Genomic DNA, 23,905 nt, shown 5'->3' on the forward strand with positions numbered 1-23,905 from the left:
ATGGTGCCGGCGCCTGTGCTGCCGTTAACCTGGCCCAACGTGGACTGGTAGGACTGGTCCGCTGCCATTGCCGGGGAACCGGAAACCGCCAGGGCAGCCAGGGCCAAGGTGGGGACCGCCAAAAGGCGAAGGGTCTTCTTCATTGAATAAATCTCCTCAAATACACGCGCGTGTGATGTAGACGACGTCCCAAAGGAAGGGACAAAGGCACTTCGAAGCAAAACAGCAAAAGGATGGATATACAAGTGATATGGGCCACAAATTGAGCTTGAAGTTACATTGGCGTGAGTCGGGCAGGCCAAGCTAAGACGTGCGAGCCCGCAATTTTTGGAATGTTACTCAGGTCCTCGAGGGGCGTGACGCCGGCCCTGCTACGCCGTTGGCCCGGAGTGGGATTTCCGCTGCCGCAGGACAAAGCCTGTCAGAGCCAGCGCTCCGGCGATGGCTTCGGCGACGGCGGTGATGGTCTTGGCTGTGTACCAGACCGGTTCGTACATCGACGGCAACGGCCCGATAGCGGGGACCTGGACATAACGGTAGAGGATGACCGCGGCCAGGGACGAGAATCCCATCACGGCGGCGGCGGCGAAAGCTGTCCGGGAACCTCTGAGCAGCACAAACACCGCAGCCAGGGCCGCGGCTCCAGCCTGGACCAGAAACAGGGTCCCTTGACCGAGACCGCCGGGGGCTGCCTGCTGATAGCCCGGGGCGAGCTGGACATGGATCACCGCACTGACGGTCAGGGCCGCCGCGACACACACACGCAATACCCATAAGGTGCGTGTGCGGCTGGCCGGTGGTAGCTCCGGGCGGATCATTTCACCACCAGCGTGCCGGTCATCTGCGGATGGAAGCTGCAAATAATGCCGTACTCGCCCGGGGCGTCCGGAGCCTTAAACACCACCGTGCCACCGCCCGGGACTTCAACGTCGAAACCGCCCTTGTCCTTGGCAGTAAGCGTGTGCGGGGCGCTGTCCGCGTTCGTCACCGTCACCATCGTCCCCGGCTTTACCGACGCCGGAACCTCATACTTGAAATTCTGAATGGTGATGACCGCTTCGGCGGCCTGCGCCTGCCCAACGGACGGCCCGGCGGAGCCGGCCGAGGGGGGTGCGGAAGAGTTTCCGCTGTGGGCCGTGCAGCCCGTAATGGCCGCCAAGGACACGGCGGTAGCTACGGTTAAGATGCGATTGATGGTTCGCATGGCAATCCCTTTCCAGGGATAAGCCCTCCGCACGCCGAATTGGCGCGTTCATCAGGAATCTACCCCACAGCCTATTCGTTACCCCCGCCCTCCGGGACTGCCTGGGAGGGAATCGAGAATGGCTTACTGGGCTCCTGTTGTCCGGTGGGATTTTTCTGAAGTCTGTGTGGGCTGGCCACATTCGCCACGGTACGAGCAGCGAAGAGTATCAGGACAGACCGAATCACCAGTCACGGCCGACCCCCGGCACAGCCATAGCTGTGCAGGGCCCCGAAGCGGGTGGCTCCGGTAGAACTATGAAGCGTTCCGGCATCCTTTGCAATGATCAATTAGGCCTTACTGTCTGCGGCGCGCCGCCGGGCGCGCAGATAAGATTCCATCAGCATCATCTGAAAGAATTCCGTTGGGGAAAACCATGTCAGGGACACGCAACACCTTACTTACACGCCGCGTTTGGATCTGGCTCGTCGTGCTGGGCCCCTTTGCAGCCGGCATCGGCATTTTTATCGGGTCCCAGAAGGTCGGCAATCTGTGCGGAAGCGTCTTCCGGGCGGACAACTTCGCAGCAACCTACTACGACTCGCTTGGTGGCGTCGGTGCCGAAGCCGCCTGCAACCAGTCCATTGCCGCGGCGGCAGTTCCCACATGGGTTCTCATCGTGCTCGGCATCATCCTTGTTCTGGCAGCTGTCATCCTCCGGACAGTCGGCAACGATGGACCGATTGCAGTTACGGGGTCTCGTAATCGGCGGCGGAGTGCTGGCCGCGACGGCAGGCGCACTGATTGGCAGTAACGGCCGTGAACGTTCGCGGAATTACCGATCCCCGCACATGGCCTCCCGCGGCCTGGGCAAGCGACATCGTCGCGCACCCGGCTTACGGCATCGTGACGGGCGTCACGCTGCAGGCAATCGAACCAGCCGCTGCACGCCCTTGGGCTCGAAGGGCGCAACAGGCAGACGTCCCCATGGGGCCTCCGCTCCGCCAGTCCCCCCGGACGTCCGGCTGTGGTACAGGAACCAGGAATCCGATTCCCGTTAAGGCGGCGGAGAGGCAATGAATGCCCGCTTCTCAGAGGGGGCAGTAGCCCGGTCCATGTCCGGCGATCATGTGGATATGGATGGCACCAGGAAGCACCCGGCCCCAACACCCGGCGCTGGTGAGGAGCGCCTGCCCCAACCGAGGGCAGCATCGGCCAGGAGGGATTGGCGTGATGCAACGACAGTCCTAGTCCCATGGCCTGCGCGTCCTGATTCGTGCTGCGTTTCAAGGATAATGGGGTCAAAGGGCCATTATTGGCCTGGCTGTCAGTTTCACCCGGATACCGCCTCACTGCCGTTTGGTATGAGATGTGTTACTCAGAAAGTGAAGTGCTTTCTCGGTGTGACTGTGAGCCGGAGACCGGCCTTTTGCCCGAGCAGCTCTTTGAAGAAGTCCGGCACATCGATGCGGCCCCGCCAGCGGTTGGGTGTGTCATCGGTGTCCGTGAGCAAATCTGTGTCCCCCGGGTTCCAGTCCCGGATGGCAGTGGGGATAGTGCTGTTCCATGCTGCCCAGGTTCGGGGCAGGCTTCGGCCACTGCCGGGAGGTTCGATGTCGACAAGAAGGGTGTCCTGCCAGTCCTCTGTCTGTTCCATATGGTCATCAAAGAAGAACCTGCCCTGCTTTTCCTGGATCGACATCAGCCGTAGTTTGAGTGCGTGACGCAGAGTCGCTACCTGTTGGCCGCCCACCCGGGGGCGGGGGGCCTTGGAGGAGAGGAACGCGGTAAGCAAGGGCACAGGCGAATCGATTGGGTCGCCCTCCTTCCAGTGCTCAATCTGCACGGGACAGAAGTGAGTTGCACTTTGTTCGTGGACTAGGACAGGCAGGCCGCGGATGGCAAGGCCGACGTCCAGTTGGAACACGACGTCGCCTGGGGCATCGCGCCCTACGGTGAAACCGACAAGATCAATCTGGATTTTGAGATCGCCGAAGAGAAACCGCTGCAGGTTCTGGTATCCCTCTTCTGAATTTACTATGCCGTAACGGCCGCTGTGGCTCCGGTGGACTATGGCTAGGGGCGCACCCTTGACAGCAGCATTGTTGATTTGGACGAGCCCGTCACTGCGTGCTCCGACGGCTTTGGAGGACAAACCGAACGCGGCGTCATAGTCTTCCGGGTTGGAACCGACGAGGCAGAACAGCTCGTCCACGGGGAAACCATCCGCCGGCATCTCGGTTCCGATGAAGTCATCACGTGTCCGTGCCTGCCTTTGGGCTGCCGGTGTGAGGTAGTCATACATGCGGTCGGGGCCAAAGACGTCCGCACCGTGGATTCCGGTAGCGTCCCGAACGCGTTCGAGCAGCCCATAGCCGATAGCGAAACTGATGCCGCCGTGGGGCGTCGCGTAGGTGAATAGCCTGGCGACGTATCTGGTTCCGGCTGCCGGGTCAATGTCCCCATCCTCGCCGGCCTGGTTTTCGGGAATGACCCGTTGCAGGAGTGAGCGGCAGATCAGGCCGCCCATAGAGTGCGCCACGAGAAAAACCTTCGGCGCGCCGGTCTTCTCCAACACCAGCTTGATGAGGTCGAAAAGGTCCCGGGCGGCCTCTTCGAAGGAGAAACTCTCAGGGTCGTTCGAGAAAGTAGCCGCCGATTGATCGTAAAAACGATGGATCCATACTGACGCAGGATTGACGGCGCCGGTGTCTGCGCCTTGGAGGAACGCCCATTGGTCGCCATGCACGGGCACCTCGTACTTATGGTCGGTAATGAGCCGCAGCAAGGGCGATTCAAACTGATGGAATTTGGCTCTGCCGTTACTGTCGGCGCGGACATGGACGGACCCTTGGCTGAAGCCATAGAACGGATCGTCCACAGCACTGTTGATCGCGGAGCCGTTTCCGGCAAATCCACGGACGTAGATTACCGGAAGCCTGCCGTCATCGCCTGGATAGCCCATACCGTCACCCTCTCTACGAATTTGCCGCCCCGGATACGGAACCGGATGCGGGCGTGTGGCAAATCAAAGCAGGCTGGCCGTTACCGCGGTGTTACTGACCGGATCAGGACAGCCCACGGATCGCAGGGCGGGACTATCTCATAAACGGTGTATCGGGCAGTTTTCTTTAGTAGTTTTCAGCTGCCGGGAATCGGTCGCTGAAGGTGATGGCGAAGGCGTTCAAAGCGGGCTTCCAGCGCACGGCCCATCGGGTTCTGCCGGCACCGGTCGGATCGAGTGATCGGGTGACCAGATACAGGCGCTTTAGCGCGGCCTGCTCTGTCGGGAAATGACCCCGTGCCTTCACCGCCCGCCGGTACCGGGCGTTGAGCGATTCGATGGCGTTGGTCGAGCAGATCACCCGCCGTATTTCCACGTCGTAATCCAGGAACGGGATGAATTCCTCCCACGCGTTCTCCCATAGCCGCACGATCGCGCCATACTTCGTGCCCCAACGGTCCTTGAGTTCCTCCAACGCCATCCGGGCCGCCGCAGCATTCGGCGCCGTGTAGAAGGGTTGACGTCCCGCTTGAGTGCGTCCCAGTCCTTTTTCGAGGCCAGCCGGAAGGTGTTGCGGATCAGGTGGATGATGCACGTCTGCACCGTCGTCAGCGGCCAGACATTGCCCACCACTTCCGGAAGGCCCTTGAGTCCGTCGCAGACCAGGAAAAAGCTGTCTTTCACACCACGGTTCTTGATGTCGGTGAGCACGCTCATCCAGAACTTGGCACCTTCGCCCCCGGTGCCGGCCCACAGGCCCAGGATGTCCTTCTCTCCGTCCAGGGTGACGCCGATGGCGGCGTAGATCGGCCGGTTGGCCACCTGACCATCCCGAATCTTGACCACAATGGCGTCGATGAAGATCGCCGCGTAGACCTCATCAAGCGGCCGGTTCTGCCACTCATTCATCTCCTCGAGCACTCTGTCCGTGATCCGGGAGATGGTTTCCCTGGAAACGGAAGCCCCATGGATCTCGGCGAAATGGGCGCTGATTTCCCCGGTTGTCAGGCCTTTGGCGTAGAGCGAGAGGACCATCTCGTCCACCCCATTCAAGCGGCGCTGGCGCTTCCGGACAATGACCGGCTCGAACGTGCCCGCCCGGTCCCGCGGAACGTCGATGACCACCGGCCCGGTGGTCTCCGTCAGCACAGTCTTGGACCGGGTCCCGTTGCGGACGTTGCCGGTCTCTTTCCCGGCTGCATCGTGTTTCTCATAGCCGAGGTGCTCTGTGAGCTCCTCATCCAACGCGGTCTCTATGACCGTCTTGGTCAGCTGCTTGAGCAGCCCGTCAGGACCAGTCAGAGACAGTCCCTGTTCCCGGGCCATCCTCACCAGCTCACGGGCGGCCTCAGCCTCCGTAATTTCCTTTGGTTTCGCAGTGGTGTCCGCAGTCTTCACGGCATCTAGTGTCACCGGCATATCCAGCTCACTCCTGCCAAGCAGACCGCCTGGCGTGTCGAGCCGGATACACCGATAATTCCACAGTCCCCGCAGGGCCGACCAACGGTAACGCAGCTGTAACGGTTGCGCGGCTGTACTTGAACCGGAAAAGCCGGTCCCATAGGGACGTGCATACGCAGCGAAATCATCGACCCAAGGGGCACCCGTAGGCGAGGAGACGTTCGATGACGTGGTTTGGTTGGGAGAGCCTGGGCGGCACTGTGACGACGGGCCCGAGCGTATCGTCGTGGGCGCCGGGCCGACTGGACGCCTTTGTCCGGGGCACTGACTCGGCCCTCTGGCACAAATGGTTCCAGAACGGATGGTCCGGTTGGGAAAGCCTGGGCGGCGTGCTGACGAGTTCTCCGGGTGCAGCCTCTTGGGGCGACGGAAGGATCGACGTCTTCGCGCGCGGCACAGACTCGGCGTTGTGGCATAGGTGGTTCCAGAACGGGTGGTCCGGCTGGGAATCCCTGGGCGGCGTCCTCACCTCCGCGCCTTCCGTTTCCAGCTGGGCCCCGGGCCGTCTCGACGTCTTTGTGCGCGGCACGGATTCGGCCCTGTGGCATAAGTGGTTCCAGAATGGATGGTCCGGCTGGGAATCCCTGGGCGGGGTCCTCACCTCCGCACCGTCCGCCGTCTCATGGGGCAATGGCCGGATTGACGTCTTCGCCGTCGGAACTGACGCGGCGCTGTGGCATAAGTGGTTCCAGAACGGGTGGTCCGGCTAGGAGTCCCTGGGCGGGGTCCTCACCTCTGCACCTTCCGTTTCCAGCTGGGCCCCGGGCCATCTGGATGTTTTTGGCATCGGCACGGACGCGGCGCTGTGGCATAAGTGGTTCCAGAACGGGTGGTCCGGCTGGGAATCCCTGGGCGGGACACTTATCAGCGAGCCCGGCTCCGTGTCCTGGAGCCCAAACCGGATAGACATTTTCGGAGCGGGAACAGACAGTGCCATGTGGCACCGATGGTGGGCCATGCGCCCGACTGTGCGGCTTCACGCCAAGGTCCTTACCGCCCCAACGGTTGCTGTGGACACCGCAGTGCAGCGGATGCGGGAGGTCTACGCCACGGCCGGGATCGACGTTGAACTAGTGTCCACGGAGAGCCTCAATCTGCCCGCCCTCAATGACGTCGATGTTGGGGGCTGCGTTATGGGCCAGACAAGCGCCGAGCAGAACCAGCTCTTCACCAACCGCAACAATGCGGGCAGCAACGACATCGTTGCCTACTTCGTCCGCTCGACGGTTCCGCCGTTCAACGGTTGTGCAGCATTTCCCTCCGGCCAGCCAGGTGCAGTCATAGCGCAGGGCGCTACGCAATGGACCCTGGGCCATGAAGTGGGCCACGTCTTGGATCTGCGCCACGTTAGCGACAACGACAGATTGATGACGGGAAACGGCACAGGCAACATCACCAATCTCCCGCCAGACCTGATTAGCACCGAGGTCACTTCCATGATCAACAGCGCCTTCACCCAAGACCTATAGGAGCCCGCCATGAGCGTATCGATGAAGGCCGTACTTGAGGTCCTTGAACCCGACGAACCCAACTATGACCGAGCCGCAGCGCTGGGGCCCGAGGCGCTCCCGCACCTGCAGGCGCTCGTTGAAGGAGAGAATTCTTTGCTGGCTGCCAAGGCCGCCTTCGCCGCCGGTCTTCTTGAGGGCGGGCAGGGCCAGGATGTTGTGTCGGCCGCTGCTCGCAGCGAGACTGCGGCCATACGCATAGCAGCCGCTGCGGCGGCCAAAAACCTTCCGGCCGAGTCAGCATCCACCGTTCTTACCGATCTCATTGACGACGACGACTTCGGCGTCCGCAAGGTAGCCCTGGCCTCAGTTCCGTCCGACGCATCACCGCAGCTCGCCGCCAAGGTCGCGGGACGGCCAGGCCAGGCGGCTGGTGCAAGCGGCACGGGAGTTCAGGAGGAGGGAACAGGGCAAAACCCGCCCAATCCCCCGCCGGGTACCGGCAGCCCGATGCCAGGGGAAGGACAGAGCCGGATGCCGGGCGAGAAGCCGGCATCCGGGCTGATGCCCGGGGAAAAACCCCGTTCGTCCGATGGCGACCAACAGCGCAACGTGCCCAACCCGGGGAGAGCCTCTGAGAAGGCTGAACCATCCATTTCTGAAACCAGCCCTTTCAAGGAGTACGTAAGGACCGCCCGTCCACACTGCGACCTGAAACCGCAATCCCGCCCGGTGCTGAGGCCAGACCTATCCCCCCGCAGGGAACGTCTTATACGGGCGTTGCGGCTCAAATGGGTCAACGGCACCGTGTTGCACTACTGGTTTCTTGACGGGCCGGGGCCACAGCAGGACGCCGTGCGCAAGGCCTTCAAAGGATGGAAAGACCTGGGCATAGGCTTGGAATTTGCGGAGGTGGCGGATCGGAGCGAAGCCGAGGTGCGAATCGCTTTTGACCAGACGGACGGCTCTTGGTCATATGTGGGACGGGACATACTCAGTATCGGCGGCACCGACCCCACCATGAACTTCGGCTGGGACCTCACCGACGACTACGGCCGGACCACCGCGCTTCACGAAATCGGGCACACCCTGGGCATGCCGCATGAGCACCAGAATCCGTTCGCCGGACTCGTCTGGGATGAGCCCAAGGTATATGACTATTTCGGCGGCGCACCAAACCACTGGCCGCCGGATCAGACACTGAACAATGTGCTGCGGAAGATCGATGCCAGCGAAGTCGAAGGGTCCAGCTGGGACCCGGACTCCGTCATGGAGTACTGGTTCCCGGCCGGGTTGATCAAGGAACCCGCTCGTTTCCAAGGTGGCCTGAATCCACCGGGCGGACTCTCGGATGCGGACAAGGAGTGGGTGCTGAAATTTTTTCCGACACTGGCGCCGCTGGTTCGGGCCCTGAAGCCATTCCAGTCCGTTCCCCTTTCCTCGACCCCGGGAGGCCAGGCCGACTTCTCCCTCCAACCCGAAGCCTCCCGCGATTACGAGATCGCCACTTTCGGAACAGCTGACACCGTTCTGGTGCTGTTCGAGGAAGTCGACGGTCAACTGCGCTTTGTCGCCGGCGACGATGACAGCGGCGAGGCCCGCAACTCCCGCGTCTCAGCCAAGCTCTTTCAAGGCCGACACTACGTGGCACGAGTGAGACTCTACTGGGCGGGCGAATCCGGGCAGACAGCCATCATGTGCTGGTAGAAAACCCACAGCCGGGTGAGCGTACAGCAAGGGCAGCCCCGCTTCATCCCCTGACCATTGCTTCAAACCCGTCCGAACCGGCCGCCTAGCAAGCCACCAACGCAGCCCTGCCCCGCCGGCGCGTGGGGAACAGCTCCAGAAAGCAGCCGATTATGACCCCAAGCCTGACAGCAGCCCGGATTACCCCACTGCCCCAGCCAGAGCACCCGCTTCATCTCAAGAGCGGAAATCATCCACGGGTTTTCCTGCAGCGGGGCCACGCCCGCACGCCCCGACAAAGTCCACCGCGGTCCACAAGGGAAATCTTGTTCAAATCCTGGCCGAAGCCAAGCGGGCCCTGATTCTTGTGACGCAGGATTAGGGCAGCTGGCAACCCCGGGGTTCGAGTTCCATGCGTCCCTCATACCCAAGGTGCTGCTGCCAACTGACAACGGGGCCCCGAATACCGGAAGTCCGCCACTTTCATGATCGCCGACGGAAAGCGGGGTGAACGCCGTGACAAGAAACCACCGTTCCGCAAAAACAGCCGATCGAGACGGCCCAGACCCCGCGCTGCCGGCAACGGGCACTCTCGTTATCCGCACCTGGTACGAACCGGACCAGGCCACCGGGTTCCGAGCCAGGATAACGTATGGCCTGACACGGGGGCATGAACAGTACACTTTGTCCACTGCTGATCCTGGCGAAGTGCTACGGGTTGTGCGGGAGTGGCTGGCGGCCCAGCCAAGCGGGCCCGGCAAGAACTAGGCGCTCATTGGCGGTATGGGTCCTGCCGCCATGAACATCAGCGACGAGCCGCCGGAGCGTTTCCGAAGGCTCAATGCCCATGTCCTGCCTAAGTTGTCTCTGATACCTTTCGAAAGCCAGAAGGGCGGATGCGGTGTTCCCTTGGTGCATTTCGGCCTGAATGTAGAGTCCGACCGCAGTTTCGTAGAGGGGCTCGATTTCCACTGCTGCTTCTGCCGCTTCCACGGCGGCCTCATAATCACAGCGATTGAGCGACTCGCGGGAGATCAAGGTGAAAGCGTGGAGCCTATCCTGGCGCAACCGGATCTGTTCAAACAGAACCCAGTCCTCATACCAGCCCGGAAGCAGTTCCGCACCGCGTAAGTCATACAGCCACGGGGCGAATTTCCCGTTGGGACGAATCCTGTCAAGGTCCCGGATTTGCGCCCGGACTCGGTGCAGGTCAACGTGGACCTCCTCGCTGAGTGACAGCACGTTCCCGTCCTTGACCAACAAACCAGGTACCTGCCTCGAGACCAGATGCACGCTCACGCGCAGGCTTTCCAATGCTCTGGTTTCGGGATACTCGGGCCACAACAAACCCACGAGATAACTTCGGAGGCTCGGCCCCCGGATCGCCAATACCGCGATGAGCCGCTGCTGGCGTGCAGCAACGTGCACAAGGTCCCTGTCACGCCGAAGTTGCCATGACCCAAGCAAATCTACCTGAAGATCTCCATAGCCGTCGTTGCCCATGGGTGGCCTGATTTCAGCTGGGGTCTGAAGAGATGAACACGTAGCAATGACGATCCTCACCTTGACCCGGCATGTCAATGGTCGCCCATCGTCTCCCGGATTCTCCGGTCAGCAGCCCGCACGGCCTTGGCAACCGTCCAGCATTGACATCAGGGCTTCCAGTTCATGCTGTGACCCCGTTTCCATTCTGCCCAGAACCTTGACCGCTGCAGCAGCTTCTCTTTCCCGGGCGTCCCTCCAGCATCCTAGCGCTGTGCCTTTTGCCCGTCAGGCGTGATTCTATGGAAGCATGACAGCTGCTCCCGACATAGTCAGCCAGGACCTTAGCAGGCTCAGCCCGGCTCTCGATGCCGTCATCGCGCCCAGAACAACATCGAATCTGCTGGTTGCCACATGGAATGTGAGGGCGTTTGGGGACCTCACTCAGAAGTGGCTGGCGATGGCAAAGGACTCACCCAAACGTGACTGGCATGCCGTGGCGTGCATCGCCGAGATCGTCTCTCGTTTTGACGTGGTCGCGCTGCAGGAGATCCGGCGGAGCACCGAGGCCCTTCAATTCCTGCTAGAGCGTCTCGGCCCCGAGTGGCGGGTCATCATCTCGGACGTGACCGAGGGCGCGGCAGGAAACGGTGAGCGCCTCGCGTTCCTGTACCGCGCCGACAGGGTCCAGCCCTCCGGGCTGGTCGGAGAAATCGTGCTCCCTCCCTTCGGTGACGACCCCCAGCGCCAGTTTGCCCGCACACCCTACGTTGCAAGTTTCAGCAGGGCCGGAATCGAGTTCACCTTGGCCTCCGTGCACGTGCTGTGGGGCAAAAACCCGGCCGAACGGCTCCCGGAAGTAACCGCCTTCGCCCAGTGGATGCGTGCATGGGCCGACCGTCGCAACGACTGGAACAAAAACCTCATGGTCCTCGGGGATTTCAACCTGGACCGCATCGGTGACCCCCTCTTTGAGGCCTTCGTCAACACGGGGCTGTGGCCCCCGACAGAACTAAACCACGTCCCGCGGACCATCTTCGACGATGACAACACCCGGCACTTCTACGACCAGATCGCTTGGTTCTCCCAGCCAGACGGTTCATCGCTCCTGCAGGACATGACCTACTCTCAAAAAGCGGGCTCATTCGATTTTATCCCTTACATAATGACCGGACTGACCCGAAACGAGGTCTCCTGGCGGATCTCGGACCACTTCCCCCTATGGTGCGAATTTCGCCTGTCCCCAAAAGCTGCGCCATCGGTATGAACTCATAGGCCAGGTCCGCTTGCCAGTAAATGGGCCCACCGAAGCGATTAACGGCGTCATCGAAACCACCCGCAGAATCGCTCGCGGCTTCCGCAACTTCACCAACTACCGACTCAGATGCCTACTCGTTGATTGTGGCCACCGGCCGTACCGGAGTAAACAGACCAACCTCACTTTCGTATCAAGCCATCTCTTCCGGGCTCCACTGGCAGCGCGCTTGGCAGCGGTCAAAGCGATGGCCGGGTACGGGCCGAGGTGGCCGGAGCAGCAGAATGGCACCCGGAATTTACCCGCCAGGTCCCCGGCATAGTCCCGCCACTCAGCTGACCCCGCCCGGCCGAAGGCACCGTGGATGGCCGCGGCATCGACGACGGCTGCACAGCCGTAGCCTTGGACCTCTGCCAGGGCGATGGGTCCGGTAACGCGGGAACGGTCGTTCCAGCAGCGAAGCAGCAGGGCCGCCAGCCTGAGCATTGTCCATTTGAGTTAGGTTAGGTTTACCTACTAAAGTGCTTCGGTGACCATTAAGCCAGTTTTGGCGGGTGTCTCGTTTGCCGCTCGCCTGGCTGCATTCGGAGACCGGACCGCTGTACACGTCCAGGGCGAATCTGTGAGTTACGGCGAACTCGCCGACCGGGTGGACGCTGCCGCCCGGTCCTTGGGGACGGTACGCCGCCTGGTGGCCCTCCAGGCAGACAATTCCCTGCCCTCACTTGTGGTGTATCTGGCGGCCCTGTCATCCGGACATCCGCTGCTTATTCTGCCGACCGGTGGCGGCCAGGCTTCTGAATCGCTTGTTTCTGCGTACGACCCGGACGTTCTGGTACGCGTTCAGGGTGGCGAAGCCATGTTTGAGGTGCGGCGAGAAGGGTCCCGCCACGCCTTGCACCCGGAACTGGCGCTCCTGGTGAGTACCTCCGGTTCTACGGGCTCGCCGAAGCTTGTCCGTCTCTCCGCCGAGGCTGTCCAGGCCAACGCGGCCGCGATAGCCGAGTACCTGCAGTTGCGCCCCGATGACCGGGCCGCCACCACTCTTCCCTTGTCCTACTGCTACGGCATGTCGGTCGTGAACAGTCACTTTTACGCTGGGGCCTCCGTGGTGCTCACCGACCTTTCGGTAGTTGACCCGTGCTTCTGGGAGCTGTTCCGCAGAGAGCAGGTGACTTCCTTCGCCGCAGTGCCCTACACATTCGATCTGTTGGAGCGGGTGGGCTTCGCGGACAAGGACCTGCCAAGCCTGCGCTACATCACCCAAGCGGGTGGCCGCCTGGACCCGGACCGGGTACGTGGCTACGCGCAGTTGGGCCGGCGCCGGGGCTGGGACCTGTTCGTCATGTACGGGCAGACGGAAGCCACGGCCCGGATGGCTTATCTGCCTCCTGACGTCGCGGCAGAACACCCACACGCTGTTGGCATCCCGATTCCGGGCGGCCGGTTCCGCCTGGCCCCGGTCCCTGGGCTGGATGATCGCGAACTTGTCTATTCCGGACCCAATGTCATGCTCGGCTATGCAGAAAAGCCCGAGGATTTGGTGCTGGGACGCACGGTCGCCGAACTTCACACAGGCGACTTGGCCCGCCGGACCGCCGAGGGTCTCTATGAGATTGTTGGCCGCCGCAGCCGATTCGTGAAGATCGCCGGTCTTCGGGTGGACCTTGGCCAGATCGAGCGGATCCTCAAAGACTTGGGTCTTTCCGCGGCGGTCGCGGGCACAGACGGCCAGGTGATCGCCGCCGTCGAGTCCGGGCATGACCTTTCCCTGATTGCCAAATCGGTCGCTCAGGACGTGGGTTTGCCGCGCGCGGCCATTTATCTTCACTCCGTGGCGGCTATCCCGCGATTGAGCAGCGGGAAGCCGGACTATCCCGCGATCCTGGCCCTGTACGCGGAAGGTGAAGAAGAAAGGGCAAAGGGCCGGGACGACGACCCGGAGGGGGCCTCCCAAAATGCGCGGGGCATTTTCGCGGAGGTCCTCGAACGGGACGACATCCGTGAGACGGACACGTTCGTTTCGCTGGGTGGCGATTCGCTGTCCTATGTTGCCGCATCAGTCCGGCTCGAGCGTGCGCTTGGAGGCGTTCCCCTTGATTGGCATCTGACGCCGGTGGGTGAGTTTGAACGGGCCGGCGTCATCGATGCAGATACCGACGCTGCAGGTCGCGTAGGGGCGGTCTTCCAGAAGTGGGGGAGGCGCCTGTTCGCACCCATGGACACAGGAATCGTGCTGCGCGCCCTAGGTATCATCTTCATCATCTCTACCCATATCCGGTGGTTCTCATGGGAAGGAATGGCGCACGTGCTGGTGGCCGTCGCTGGATTCAACTTTGCCCGGTTCCAGCTAAGTGGCCCGCCCCGTGTGCGGTTACGGCGGCAGTTGCGGACAGTCGCCCGGATCGTGGTGCCAAGCGTCGCGGTGATTGGCTTCGCGTTTGCGGTGACTGACACGTACAGCTGGGCAAATGTGTTCCTCCTCAACTCCCTTCTCGGCCCGGAAGGATGGACGGACTTCTCCCGTTTTTGGTTCGTGGAGGCGCTGGTGCACATCCTGCTCGGCGTGACTGTTCTCTTGGCGATACCCGCAGTCGGGCGCGCGGAACGCCGGTGGCCATGGGCCGTCCCGCTGGCTCTTCTCGGCGCGGACCTCCTGCTGCGTTTTCGCGTCGTCGACCTCCCGTACCCGGGCCAGGGTCCGGTGCTGTGGCTGTTTGCGCTTGGTTGGGCAGCAGCCGCGTCCCGAACACTGCCGAAGCGGACCCTCGTGACCGTCCTCGCCGTGCTGACCATCCCCGGGGTGTTCGACGACGAACTCCGAAACGCCACGGTCCTCGCCGGATTCCTCATCCTTCTCTGGCTCCAGACAATGCCAGTGCCCCGCGTGCTCCACTCGATCACAGGCCTCCTGGCCAGCGCCTCGCTCTACACCTACGTGACGCACTGGCTCGTTTTTCCACTTTTTGATCAAGCCAGCAAGGGCCTGGCGGTCGTAGCCTCCCTGGCGGTCGGCATCGCCTACTGGGCAGTGGCTACCCGGGTCATGGGCGCCTCCGAGCGCTGGCTTCGGAAACGGCTGGCCACCCGCCGTCACCGAAGGCAAGCAGCCCCCGGAGCCGCCCTTGAAGACCGGGACCGATCACCAGCGGCATCGATGCGTGAATAGTCCCCGCGGCTTCCGGCTTTCTTACAGGCCGATCCGTGATTGACAAGCTGGAGCTCAAACTGGCTGAGTGGATCTTGGGAGTCGCCGCATGCCCGCTGTCACCGGCGAACGCGGCGGAGATGACAGATACTCAGCATGCGCCAACACCGGCAAAGTTCCCGGGGCCAGTGCTGGGCCGGCCCCCGGGTCGAGTGTGGACGTGTCCCCGTATCAGCGTTGGTCGGGTGCCGAGGTGGTCTAGGACGGCCCGGGCGACGGCCGCCGGTGAATCTTCGGTGGGGATGTGTTTGCCGTCCACTTCGACGAGGTCCGATCCACCAATTTCTCTGACGTCGCGGCGGGCGAAGCTGATTTTTTGGAAGTCGTCCTCCCGGCACCAGACAAGACGGGTCGGTATTTGAACCTCCTGCAGCAGCGGGACGAGGCTCACGGTGTACCGGGCGTCGGCGTAGGCGGCCATCGCCATCCAGGACCTGTGCCGTGCCGGTTCTTTCCAGGGCGAAATATAGTCGGCCAGTTCTTCCTCGCCGAGGATGCGCTTAACGGCCCGCTGCGTGGAGACAGCGCGGGGCTTGTGCCCGTTTGGCAGTGGGGTGAGTTGCAGCCAGGAGACCAGGTTCAGGGCCAGGGCGGCGATGGTGGCCCAGGCCTGGTTGGCGGGGAAATCGAAGAACGGCAGCTTCCCGAGCCTGGTGTTCTTCAGGGTTTTGATCGGTTCTCGCACCGTCCCCGGGCCCGGTGCCGGGCATCCAGGGCGGGTCCGTGCCAGCGCGGGGAGTTCGTTCAGAACGCGGTGATGCGGTGCCCGTCCGCGTCCAGCAAGGTCGGCTGCGCCCCGGGGTGGGGGGTTCGGCACGCAGGTGCAGGTTTGTGTCCGCCGGGTAGTCGGTGAGCCCGAGGATCTCGGTGGCGTTGATAACCCACGCGTCGGTGCGTTCCTTGCCGTTCTGGTTTAGGGCGCGTTGCCAGTACTTTTTGTCGTTGTTCCAGCCGATCATGTGGGCCTTGAGCGCCGGTACCGGGTAGGACACCGTGAACTGCACACGGAGGGATGCGAGGTGGTGCAGGAATTTCCGGGACGCCCCGGCACTGTCGGTCCGGACCAGCACCTTCTCACCGATCAGCTGTCCCTGCTGGTCGTAGAAGGCATCGGGGAGCTGTTCGATGGCCCGGGTGAACACTTTGATGTGGTCCTCGGCGCTGTTGGCCCCGGCATTGCCCGGACGCATCACCGCAGCCAGGATCTCCCCGGTCCCGTTGCCCGCGCCGTAATCGACGCTGGCGATGAAAGGGGCGAAGCCATACCCGCCCTTGTACGTGCCGACGGCATGATCCTTGTCGCTGTGGGAGGTCACGAGCGTGGCGTCCAGATCCACGATGAGCGGATCCAGGGCGGTGGCCTTCAAGGCCGGGTTCCGGTCCCCGCCCGCTTCCCACGCCCGTGAACGCAGCTCCCGCGTCAAGGTGGAGAAACCGTAGCTGAAGACATCCGGGTTGGTCACGGTCCGTTCAAAGAACCGCGAGATCGTCGCGTTCGAGGTAACGTTCCCGAAAACCCCGGCACCGGTCCGCAGGATGTCCAGGTTGGAGACGTGTTCCCCGCCGCCGACGAGCATGACCGCCAACGACCCTAGGATCGTGCCGGGCCAATGCCCGGCCCCGGAGGGGCGAACTGGCCCAAACGGTCCTCGCACAAGTCCCGGAACCCCAGCGCATCCACAAAAGAGCTCACCACGTTCAGCCCGGCAAGGGAGTGGTCCTAGTGGTCAGCAGTAGCTGTCCGCGAGGTCCCGCCATCAGATGATTATGCCGGGGGCGGGCCGAGGCGGAGGTGTTCCCACGCGGGAGACGACTCCGGGACGGATGTACCGGACTTGTGCCGGTCGTAGTCGACGTCCAGCGAGCGGTAGCTCAGGGCTCCATGTCGGGTGCGTCTGATACTTCTGGATCTCCTTAGTACCCTCGATTTCCCGTTCGGGCTGGCCTCCGGAGCGAGGTCCTTGTGCACCGAAAATAGTGTGCCTTCGAGTGCCGTTTCGCCGGGCCGACGAGATGGGCTCTTATCGAGCAGGAACCCCGACTTCGCTACAGGGACCCTGCGCGACGTCCCGTTACGACGGAGCGCGCTGATGGAACGCTACTCCGACTCCCGGCCAGCGGTCACGCCGGTACCGCGGGTGGGCCGATTCGCCACGAGCGGGTGGGGGCCGGTGAACCCATCACGGACGGCGGCGATTTCCATGATGCGGTCCCGGCAGAGGCGCCAGCCGAGCATCAGGAGCGGCACGATGACTACCAGGGACGCGATGGTCCACGTTCCCACAGGGGAGTCGAATGCCATCAGGATCAGCACCGCCAGGAGGAAGGCGAGCGTGACCCAGCCCGTGACGGGCGCGCCGGGCATCCGGAAAGTGGGCCGGCGCAGTTCCCCGCGGGCCGCGAGCCGGGCAAGCTGCATCTGGCACAGGACGATCATGGCCCAGGTGCTGATGATGCCCAGCGATGCCACGTTCAGAACGATCTCGAAGGCCTCGGCCGGGACGAGGGCATTCAGGATGACGCCCAGGACGGCCACGGAGGCGGTGAGGGCGATGCCGCCGTAGGGGACACCGGCCTTGTTCATCCGGGCTGCGAATTTCGGCGCAGAGCCTGAAATGGACATGGAACGCATGATCCAGCCGGTGGAGTAGAGGCCGGCGTTGAGAGAGGACAGGGCCGCTGTCAGGACCACGAGGTTCATGATGGCGTCCACGCCGTCGACCCCGGTGGAGCCGAAGAACGTCACGAACGGGCTTTCGCCGGCCTTGTAAGAGCTGTAGGGCAGCAAAACGGAGAGCAGTACGAGTGAGCCAACGTAGAACACCGCGATCCGGACGATGACCGTGTTGATGGCCCGGGGCATGATTTTTTCCGGGTTTTCCGTCTCGCCCGCCGCGGTACCGATCAACTCGATCGAGGCGTAGGCGAACACGACACCCTGCATCACCACGATCGCCGGCAGCAGGCCGTTCGGGAACATGCCGCCGTTGTCCGCGATGAGGCTGAAGCCGACTTCCTGGCCGTCGACGGGGGTGCCGAAGATGACGAAGTAGATGCCGACGAGCAGGAAGGACGTGAGCGCCACCACCTTAATCAGCGCAAACCAGAATTCGAGCTCACCGAAAACCTTGACGCTGACGAGGTTCAGGCCCAGGACCAGGACCAGGGCGGCCAGGGCCCAAGCCCACTGCGGTACGTCCGCGATCGGCGCCCAGTACTTCTTGAAGAAGTTCATGTAGAGCGCAACGGCGGTGATATCAACGATCGCTGTCATGGCCCAGTTCAGCCAGTACAGCCAGCCTGTGACGAACGCGGCCTTCTCTCCGAAGAATTCGCGGGCGTAGGAGACGAACGAGCCCTATGACGGCCGGTGCATCACGAGTTCGCCGAGGGCACGCAGAATCATGAAAGCGAAGAATCCGCAGACGGCATAGCTGATCGTCAGGGCCGGGCCCGCCGTGGCAAGACGGCCGCCGGCACCCATGAACAGGCCGGTGCCGATCGCGCCTCCGATCGCGATCATCTGCACCTGCCGCGGTTTCAGGCCCTTGTGGTAGCCCTGGTCCTCGGCGTGGAGCGCCGCCTCGGAGGCATGAGCGTGCAGAGGGATGGTGTGGTCGGAGACGGTCTGCTGCTGTGGGGCCGGTTGTTTTTGGGCGCGGGCAGTTTCCGGGTAAGTCATGGGGGTCCTTCGGGATTCGAGGGTGCGCTACTTGCTCAGGTTGGCGAGGCGCTGCGGGCTGAGTAGATCGGTGAGCTGTTCGGCGGTGAGCAGTCCGTGTTCGAGTACGAGTTCCGCGACGCCCTTGCCGGTGGCGAGGGCTTCCTGGGCGATGGCCGTGGCGGTGGCGTAGCCCAGATGCGGATTGAGGGCGGTGACGAGGCCGATTGACTGTTCCACCGTGAGGCGGAGCCGTTCGGTATTGGCGGTGATGCCTCGGACGCAGCGGGCCGTGAGGGTCCGGCACGCGGCTTCCAAGTGGGAGATGCTCTTGTGGAGGCTGTGGACAATGATGGGTTCGAAGGCGTTGAGCTGGAGCTGGCCTGCCTCAGCGGCCATGGTGATGGTGACGTCGTTGCCGATGACCTCATAGGCCACCTGGCTGACCACTTCCGGGATGACCGGGTTGATTTTGCCGGGCATGATCGAGGAGCCGGACTGCACGGCGGGGAGGTTGATTTCGCCGAAACCGGCGCGCGGGCCGGAGGAGAGCAGCCGCAGGTCGTTGCAGATCTTGGACAGTTTCACGGCGACGCGCTTGAGCACGCCGGAGAGGTGCACGAAGGCGCCGACGTCCTGGGTGGCCTCGATCAGATCCACGGCGGTGACGAGCGGCAGACCCGTGATCTCGGCCGAGTGTCGGCAGGCGGCCTCGGCGTAGCCTGCCGGTGCGTTGAGGCCGGTGCCGATCGCCGTGGCGCCGAGGTTGATTTCATGGATCAGCAGGTCGGCCTCGGCCAGGCGGAGCCGGTCCTCGCCGATCGTGACGGCGTAGGTGCCGAATTCCTGGCCGAGCGTCATGGGGACGGCATCCTGCAGTTGGGTGCGGCCCATCTTGACCACCGTGCGGAATTCGAGGGCTTTGGCGGCGAAGGCGTCTTCGAGGTCGGTGAGGGCGTCGAGCAGTTCCCGGACGGCGAAGATCGTTCCGAGCTTGACGGCGGTGGGGTACACGTCGTTGGTGGATTGGCTGAGGTTGACGTGGTCATTGGGGTGCAGCCGCGCGTAGTCGCCCTTCGGGTGTCCGAGGATTTCCAGGGCCCGGTTGGCGATCACCTCATTGGCGTTCATGTTCGAGGAGGTCCCGGCGCCGCCCTGAATGACGTCCACGACGAACTGCTCACTGAGCTTGCCGTTCATGATGTCGGTGCACGCCTCCTCGATGGCCCCGCCGCGGCCGGCGTCGAGCAGCCCGAGCTCCTGGTTGGTGCGTGCGGCGGCCAGTTTCACTGCGGCCAGCCCGCGGACCAGATACATGTTGGAGGACAGCGGCTGGCCCGTGATGGGGAAGTTCTCCACCGCCCTGAGGGTATGCACACCCCAGTAGGCGTCAGCTGGAACGTCCCGGTCACCCAGGAGGTCATGTTCGGAACGGAAGTCTGAGCGTTCGTTGAGCGTGGTCATTGCGGTCCTTACGGGGCGTCGGAGGTTTCGAGGGAAGCGAGGAAATCGGTGGCCTGCAGCCACCCTGCGGGCCGCCCGCCGCCCAGCACAGGCGTAGCGGAGAGGCTCGCCAAAGAAGAAGTGTCGACGTCGAGCGCGGCCAAGGCGCGGACGGTGACCGGCATCCGGGCGCGGTCTCCGCCGTCTGAAATCTTAACGGCGACGGCGCGGCCATCCGGCAGGCCCACCAACTGGACGCCCTCGAAACCGTCCTTGGCCAGGAGGCCGGGGACCAGGCGCATCAGCGTGGTGACATCCCGGCCCTCGCCCGCGACCATCTCGGGATGTTGGCGCATGGCGCTGGCGACTGAGGCTTCCGCACTGCCGGGCCCCGTGGTCGAGGCAAGCTTGCCGAAAGCGCGGGCCATACCTCGCAGAGTAAGGGCGAAGAGCGGGGTGCCGCAGCCATCAGTGGACGTGAGCTCCGGGTCCTCGCCGGTCAAATCCGCAACGGTCAGGGCCACGAGCCGCTGCAGCGGGTGCGACGGGTCCAGGTACCCCATGACCGGCCAGCCGTTGATGACGCAGGTGGCAGCCATCGCGGCATGCTTCCCGGAGCAGTTCTGCGCCAATTGGGTGGCGTGCCCGCCGCCTCCGAGCCAGTCCTCCCGCTCCCGGAATCCGTAGGGCAAGTCGGCGTTGTTTTCGAGGTGTTCAGGGGTCAATTTGTGCAGTTCCAGGATGCGCAGCGCGCCGTCGCGGTGGGCGGAGGCGCCGGAATGGCTAGCGGCCGCGAGGGCAAGGAGTTCGTCCGGGAGGTCCAGGCCGGCGCGGACCATGGCGACGGCCTGCAGGGGCTTGAGGGCCGAGCGCGGGTAGAACAGGGCGAGGGGCTGGCCTGCACTAAAGAGGGTCCGGCCGTCTGCCGCGGTAGCGATGACTGAGCCGTGGTGCACGCTCTCCACCAGGCCGTCGCGGGTCTGGACCGCAACCGGGACGTGTTCGGGGAGTGTCTCCGGAACCAGCGGGCTCAGAATGTGCGCGGGGGCAGGAGAAATCATGGGGTCCTTTGGCGTTGGTGTTGGTTCTAGCTGGTCGAGGCGCTGCTGAATCTGCTTCCCGGGGCGGGGATCAGGCGTCTGGACGCGGGTTGAGGATTGAGTCGAGGGCAATGCCAACGGCATGCAAGTGCTGGCTCATGGCGACGCGCGCTGTCGCCGCGTCGCCAGTTTCGATGGCGGCCAGGATGCGCCGGTGTTCCTCGTCGGATGAGTGCTGCCGGTCCGCCACCATGTTCAGGGTCTCGGACTGGTAGGCAAGCGCCTCCCGAATATCGGAGACGACATTTTCGAAGACCTTGTTCCGGCTGGCCCTCGCAATCAGCGCGTGGAAGCTTGAGTCCAGGCCCACCCACACCTCGGGGTCGTCCTCCTCGCTCATCGCGGCAACGATATCGCGCAGCGTTGCCAGTTCCTCGGGCGAACGGCGCTCTGCGGCCAGTCCAGCAGCAGGAATCTCGATATGGGGTCGCGCCTCAGTGAGGTCGTGCGCGGAGTATTGACCCAGGACCAGATCCTTTGCCACACGGCTGGCGACGACGAATGTGCCCCGTCCGGTCTTGGTAACCGTCAGACCCAGCGCCGTGCAGGAGCGTAACGCCTCACGAACCACCGAGCGGCTCACGCCATACTCTTGGGCGAGGGCTGCCTCGGAGCTCAGCTTGGCGCCGACGCCGAGCTTCCCGGACTCAATATCGGAGCGGAGGACGTTGAAGACAGCCTCGGCGGCACTGAGGCGGGCCAGGGGCGGTCTTGCTGTCCGGCTGTCTGACAGGTTCACGCTATAAATATGGCAGACGTCACATTGGGTGTCAAACCGGCAGGCTGTCTGCAACCGGTCAGAAGTAGACCCAAGTGAAACCCCGGTATGGCCGCCATATCGGGGCCAAAAGGACTTGTTGCGCTAGTCGTTGCCAGCGTCGTCGTCGGTATGGCCGGGCATGTCAGTGCTCTGGTGTTGATGGACCTGGTTGCAGTCACGATGAAGACGGCGACAAGGGAACCGCCGCCCGTGCAGAGATCCACAAGAGCCGCCTTCTGTCGTCCATCTTTCTTCCCGGCGCCTGATTTCTTCCCGGTGTCGCATTTCAGGGGGCTCGATAGGATCGAGGGTGGGACAGACGACCTCGCCCTTCCCGCCGGCCACACCGATCTTCTCGGCGAGCTCAAGAGTCGCGTCCGTGCCGCGCGCACGAGGGCGCTTCGGACCGTCAACACCCAGCTGATCGACCTGTACTAGACCATTGGCAGAACCATCCTTGAACGACAAGCCATCGATGGGTGGGGGAGTGGAGTCATCGGCAGGCTTGCTGAGGACCTGGGTGCGGAGTTCCCTGACATGACCGGCTTGTCGCGGTCCAATCTGCAGTACATGCGCAGCTTCGCGGAAGCGTGGCCTGGATTCGACGCAAATGTCCCACAGCCTGTGGGACATTTGCCCTGGGGCCACATCCGCACCATTTTGGACAAGCGGCTGGGACCGGAAGCGCGCGACTGGTACGCCGCCGCTGCCGTCGAACACGGCTGGTCCCGGAACGTGCTGCTGAACATGATCATGAACAAGACCCTGGAACGAACGGGAGCGGCACCCTCTAACTTCAAGCAACACCTGGTTGCACCCGAATCTGAACTCGCCCACCAGGTCGCTAAAGATCCCTACAACTTCGAGTTCCTCGGCCTGTCCGGCGAAGTCGCCGAACGGGACCTCGAGAACGCCCTGAACGGCAAAATCACCGAGACCCTGCGCGAACTGGTACCAGGGTTCTCCTTCGTGGGGCGACAGGTCCACTTCGACGTCGACGGCGATGACTTCTACGTGGACCTTCTCTTCTTTCATATCGAGCAATCCCGATACGTCGTCATCGAGCTCAAAACCGGCAAGTTCCAGCCAAAATACGCCGGGAAGCTGAACTTCTACGTCGCCGTCGTCGACGACGTGCTCCGTCGGGAGCACCATAACGAAACCATCGGGATTCCCATTTGCGGCAGCAAGAACAACCGCAGCGTCCGATACAGCCTGGGCCGCTCCACCTCAACCATGGCCGTCGCCGCCTACACTTACGCCAACCTCCCGGCGGACGAACAACAGGCGCTTGCGGATGAAGGGCACCTCGTAGCGGCGCTTGAGTGGGCCGAACCCGATACCGACGACGTTTCTGCATCAGGAATCGCCTAATACCAGTCACATCAGCGCTTCGGGTGGTCCCTGAAGCGTACGTCCCCGGTCATGGTGTAGGTTCCTTCGGTCAGGTAAGCGCGTTTAGAAAAGAGAGTCACCGCAGTGGCAGCCGATTACGACGAAGTTCGTTCCGACGTCAAAGAATCACAGGAGCGTTCCCTTGAGGCGCTGCAATCCGCTAACGCCCCGGACGCCCTAAGCGTCGTCCGCGACCTGGACGAGGCCGACGCCCTGGACGATGCGATGATCCCCGGTGGGGAATTCGTTGCCGAGGAACTGATCGTTCAGGTGATTCCCCAGGCCGAAGACGAGTTCACCTGTTACTCCTGTTTTCTGTTGCGGCACCGTTCCCAGCTCGCACGCGAAAAGAACGACCACTCTTACTGCGTCGAATGTGAAGGCTAGCGCGAGCTCGACCCGGCGTAGGCGACCGGTACGGCGATCCAACAAACCGTCCCGGTCTTCAACAGGTTCATGACATCCTTGGCAGGAATCCAGTCTGTCCATGGGGCAGGGGTAGAAGGAAGTCGTTCTTGTGGCAGCAGCTGACTGCGGACTTCCGCGCCAGCTTGTCATAACGTCGGCTATCAGTTGTCTCCCGCCAGCCAGTCGGGCACGTCTTGGCCGGGGAAGAGGCGGCCGTTGCGGTCGGCTCGACTGCGGCGGTGGTGGTGGTCCGGGCTCATTCCTGGAGGCCGACATGTCGGTTGGTCATGCAGGTCGCTGTTCGTTTCTCCATGAGATGTTCGGAGAGGAGGAGCCCGACATCATGAAGCTCGTTAATTCCAGCAGGAGACCCGCCGGGGTCGTGCGGTACTTATTCGGGGCCTGCTCGTT

At 63.0% G+C, this 23,905-nt stretch carries 17 protein-coding genes and 4 pseudogenes; 10 read left to right on the plus strand and 11 right to left on the minus strand.

Annotated features, from left to right (window positions below; genetic code table 11):
• Nucleotides 1-371: 371 nt before the first annotated feature.
• Both RCH15_RS17070 and RCH15_RS17075 read right to left on the minus strand, forming a co-directional pair.
• Nucleotides 372-761 carry a hypothetical protein gene (locus RCH15_RS17070; RefSeq protein WP_326961850.1) on the minus strand — a complete coding sequence of 130 codons (390 nt, stop codon included), beginning with the start codon at nucleotides 759-761 and terminating at the stop codon, nucleotides 372-374.
• A 53-nt stretch (nucleotides 762-814) separates the two neighbouring features.
• Nucleotides 815-1,204, minus strand: coding sequence for a cupredoxin domain-containing protein (locus tag RCH15_RS17075; RefSeq protein WP_326961851.1), 390 nt, complete (start codon nucleotides 1,202-1,204; stop codon nucleotides 815-817).
• 415 nt (nucleotides 1,205-1,619) lie between these two features.
• Here RCH15_RS17075 and RCH15_RS17080 point away from each other — a divergent pair, with 415 nt between their 5' ends.
• Nucleotides 1,620-1,997, plus strand: a complete 378-nt coding sequence (locus tag RCH15_RS17080) for a hypothetical protein (RefSeq protein ID WP_326961852.1) — start codon at nucleotides 1,620-1,622, stop codon at nucleotides 1,995-1,997.
• A 564-nt stretch (nucleotides 1,998-2,561) separates the two neighbouring features.
• Here RCH15_RS17080 and RCH15_RS17085 read toward each other — a convergent pair.
• Nucleotides 2,562-4,148, minus strand: coding sequence for an esterase/lipase family protein (locus tag RCH15_RS17085; protein ID WP_326961853.1), 1,587 nt, complete (start codon nucleotides 4,146-4,148; stop codon nucleotides 2,562-2,564).
• Between the two features lie 166 nt (nucleotides 4,149-4,314).
• Nucleotides 4,315-5,606, minus strand: a pseudogene (locus tag RCH15_RS17090) (IS256 family transposase).
• 206 nt (nucleotides 5,607-5,812) lie between these two features.
• Here RCH15_RS17090 and RCH15_RS17095 point away from each other — a divergent pair.
• From RCH15_RS17095 to RCH15_RS17105, 3 genes are all read left to right on the plus strand, one after another.
• Nucleotides 5,813-6,358, plus strand: coding sequence for a hypothetical protein (locus RCH15_RS17095; RefSeq protein WP_326961854.1), 546 nt, complete (start codon nucleotides 5,813-5,815; stop codon nucleotides 6,356-6,358).
• Between the two features lie 246 nt (nucleotides 6,359-6,604).
• The gene (locus tag RCH15_RS17100; protein WP_326961855.1) at nucleotides 6,605-7,117 is read left to right on the plus strand and encodes a hypothetical protein; all 513 of its coding nucleotides are present in this window, start codon (nucleotides 6,605-6,607) and stop codon (nucleotides 7,115-7,117) included.
• Nucleotides 7,118-7,126: 9 nt separating this feature from the next.
• On the plus strand, nucleotides 7,127-8,803 hold the full coding sequence (locus RCH15_RS17105) for a M12 family metallopeptidase (protein ID WP_326961856.1): 1,677 nt from the start codon (nucleotides 7,127-7,129) through the stop codon (nucleotides 8,801-8,803).
• 690 nt (nucleotides 8,804-9,493) lie between these two features.
• On the opposite strand, the gene RCH15_RS17110 is transcribed toward RCH15_RS17105, so the two are convergent.
• Nucleotides 9,494-10,285 carry an AfsR/SARP family transcriptional regulator gene (locus tag RCH15_RS17110; protein WP_326961857.1) on the minus strand — a complete coding sequence of 264 codons (792 nt, stop codon included), beginning with the start codon at nucleotides 10,283-10,285 and terminating at the stop codon, nucleotides 9,494-9,496.
• Between the two features lie 289 nt (nucleotides 10,286-10,574).
• Between RCH15_RS17110 and RCH15_RS17115 the strand changes: the two genes are divergently transcribed.
• The 3 genes and pseudogenes from RCH15_RS17115 (at nucleotide 10,575) to RCH15_RS17125 (ending at nucleotide 14,688) form a co-directional block, all read left to right on the plus strand.
• Nucleotides 10,575-11,531 (plus strand): endonuclease/exonuclease/phosphatase family protein, encoded by a 957-nt coding sequence (locus RCH15_RS17115; protein WP_326961858.1) that lies wholly within the window; start codon nucleotides 10,575-10,577, stop codon nucleotides 11,529-11,531.
• 28 nt (nucleotides 11,532-11,559) lie between these two features.
• Nucleotides 11,560-11,679, plus strand: a pseudogene (locus tag RCH15_RS17120) (transposase); the annotation flags it as partial.
• Nucleotides 11,680-12,048: 369 nt separating this feature from the next.
• Nucleotides 12,049-14,688, plus strand: a complete 2,640-nt coding sequence (locus RCH15_RS17125; RefSeq protein WP_326961859.1) for a non-ribosomal peptide synthetase — start codon at nucleotides 12,049-12,051, stop codon at nucleotides 14,686-14,688.
• Nucleotides 14,689-14,818: 130 nt separating this feature from the next.
• Here RCH15_RS17125 and RCH15_RS17130 read toward each other — a convergent pair whose 3' ends face one another.
• The 6 genes and pseudogenes from RCH15_RS17130 to RCH15_RS17155 form a co-directional block, all read right to left on the minus strand.
• Nucleotides 14,819-15,154, minus strand: coding sequence for an alpha/beta fold hydrolase (locus tag RCH15_RS17130; RefSeq protein WP_326961887.1), 336 nt, complete (start codon nucleotides 15,152-15,154; stop codon nucleotides 14,819-14,821).
• A 105-nt stretch (nucleotides 15,155-15,259) separates the two neighbouring features.
• Nucleotides 15,260-16,441: pseudogene (locus RCH15_RS17135) on the minus strand (IS1380 family transposase); the annotation flags it as partial.
• Between the two features lie 384 nt (nucleotides 16,442-16,825).
• Nucleotides 16,826-18,409 (minus strand): annotated as a pseudogene (locus tag RCH15_RS17140) (amino acid permease).
• 27 nt (nucleotides 18,410-18,436) lie between these two features.
• Nucleotides 18,437-19,852: an aspartate ammonia-lyase gene (locus RCH15_RS17145; protein WP_326961860.1), complete on the minus strand. Its 1,416-nt coding sequence runs from the start codon at nucleotides 19,850-19,852 to the stop codon at nucleotides 18,437-18,439.
• An 8-nt stretch (nucleotides 19,853-19,860) separates the two neighbouring features.
• The gene (locus RCH15_RS17150; RefSeq protein ID WP_326961861.1) at nucleotides 19,861-20,892 is read right to left on the minus strand and encodes an asparaginase; all 1,032 of its coding nucleotides are present in this window, start codon (nucleotides 20,890-20,892) and stop codon (nucleotides 19,861-19,863) included.
• A 70-nt stretch (nucleotides 20,893-20,962) separates the two neighbouring features.
• Complete coding sequence (locus tag RCH15_RS17155) at nucleotides 20,963-21,670, minus strand: FadR/GntR family transcriptional regulator (RefSeq protein ID WP_326961863.1); 708 nt, start codon at nucleotides 21,668-21,670, stop codon at nucleotides 20,963-20,965.
• An 87-nt stretch (nucleotides 21,671-21,757) separates the two neighbouring features.
• Between RCH15_RS17155 and RCH15_RS17160 the strand changes: the two genes are divergently transcribed.
• The 3 genes from RCH15_RS17160 (at nucleotide 21,758) to RCH15_RS17170 (ending at nucleotide 23,473) form a co-directional block, all read left to right on the plus strand.
• Nucleotides 21,758-22,129: a hypothetical protein gene (locus tag RCH15_RS17160; protein ID WP_326961864.1), complete on the plus strand. Its 372-nt coding sequence runs from the start codon at nucleotides 21,758-21,760 to the stop codon at nucleotides 22,127-22,129.
• Nucleotides 22,130-22,132: 3 nt separating this feature from the next.
• A complete protein-coding gene (locus RCH15_RS17165) occupies nucleotides 22,133-23,065 on the plus strand; it encodes a PDDEXK nuclease domain-containing protein (protein WP_409017347.1) in 933 nt (310 codons plus the stop codon).
• Between the two features lie 105 nt (nucleotides 23,066-23,170).
• Nucleotides 23,171-23,473, plus strand: coding sequence for a DUF4193 domain-containing protein (locus tag RCH15_RS17170; RefSeq protein WP_326961865.1), 303 nt, complete (start codon nucleotides 23,171-23,173; stop codon nucleotides 23,471-23,473).
• Nucleotides 23,474-23,905 lie beyond the last annotated feature (432 nt).

Origin of the sequence: Arthrobacter sp. MP_M4 (assembly GCF_035984855.1) — a bacterium.
Classification (GTDB): Bacteria; Actinomycetota; Actinomycetes; order Actinomycetales; family Micrococcaceae; genus Arthrobacter.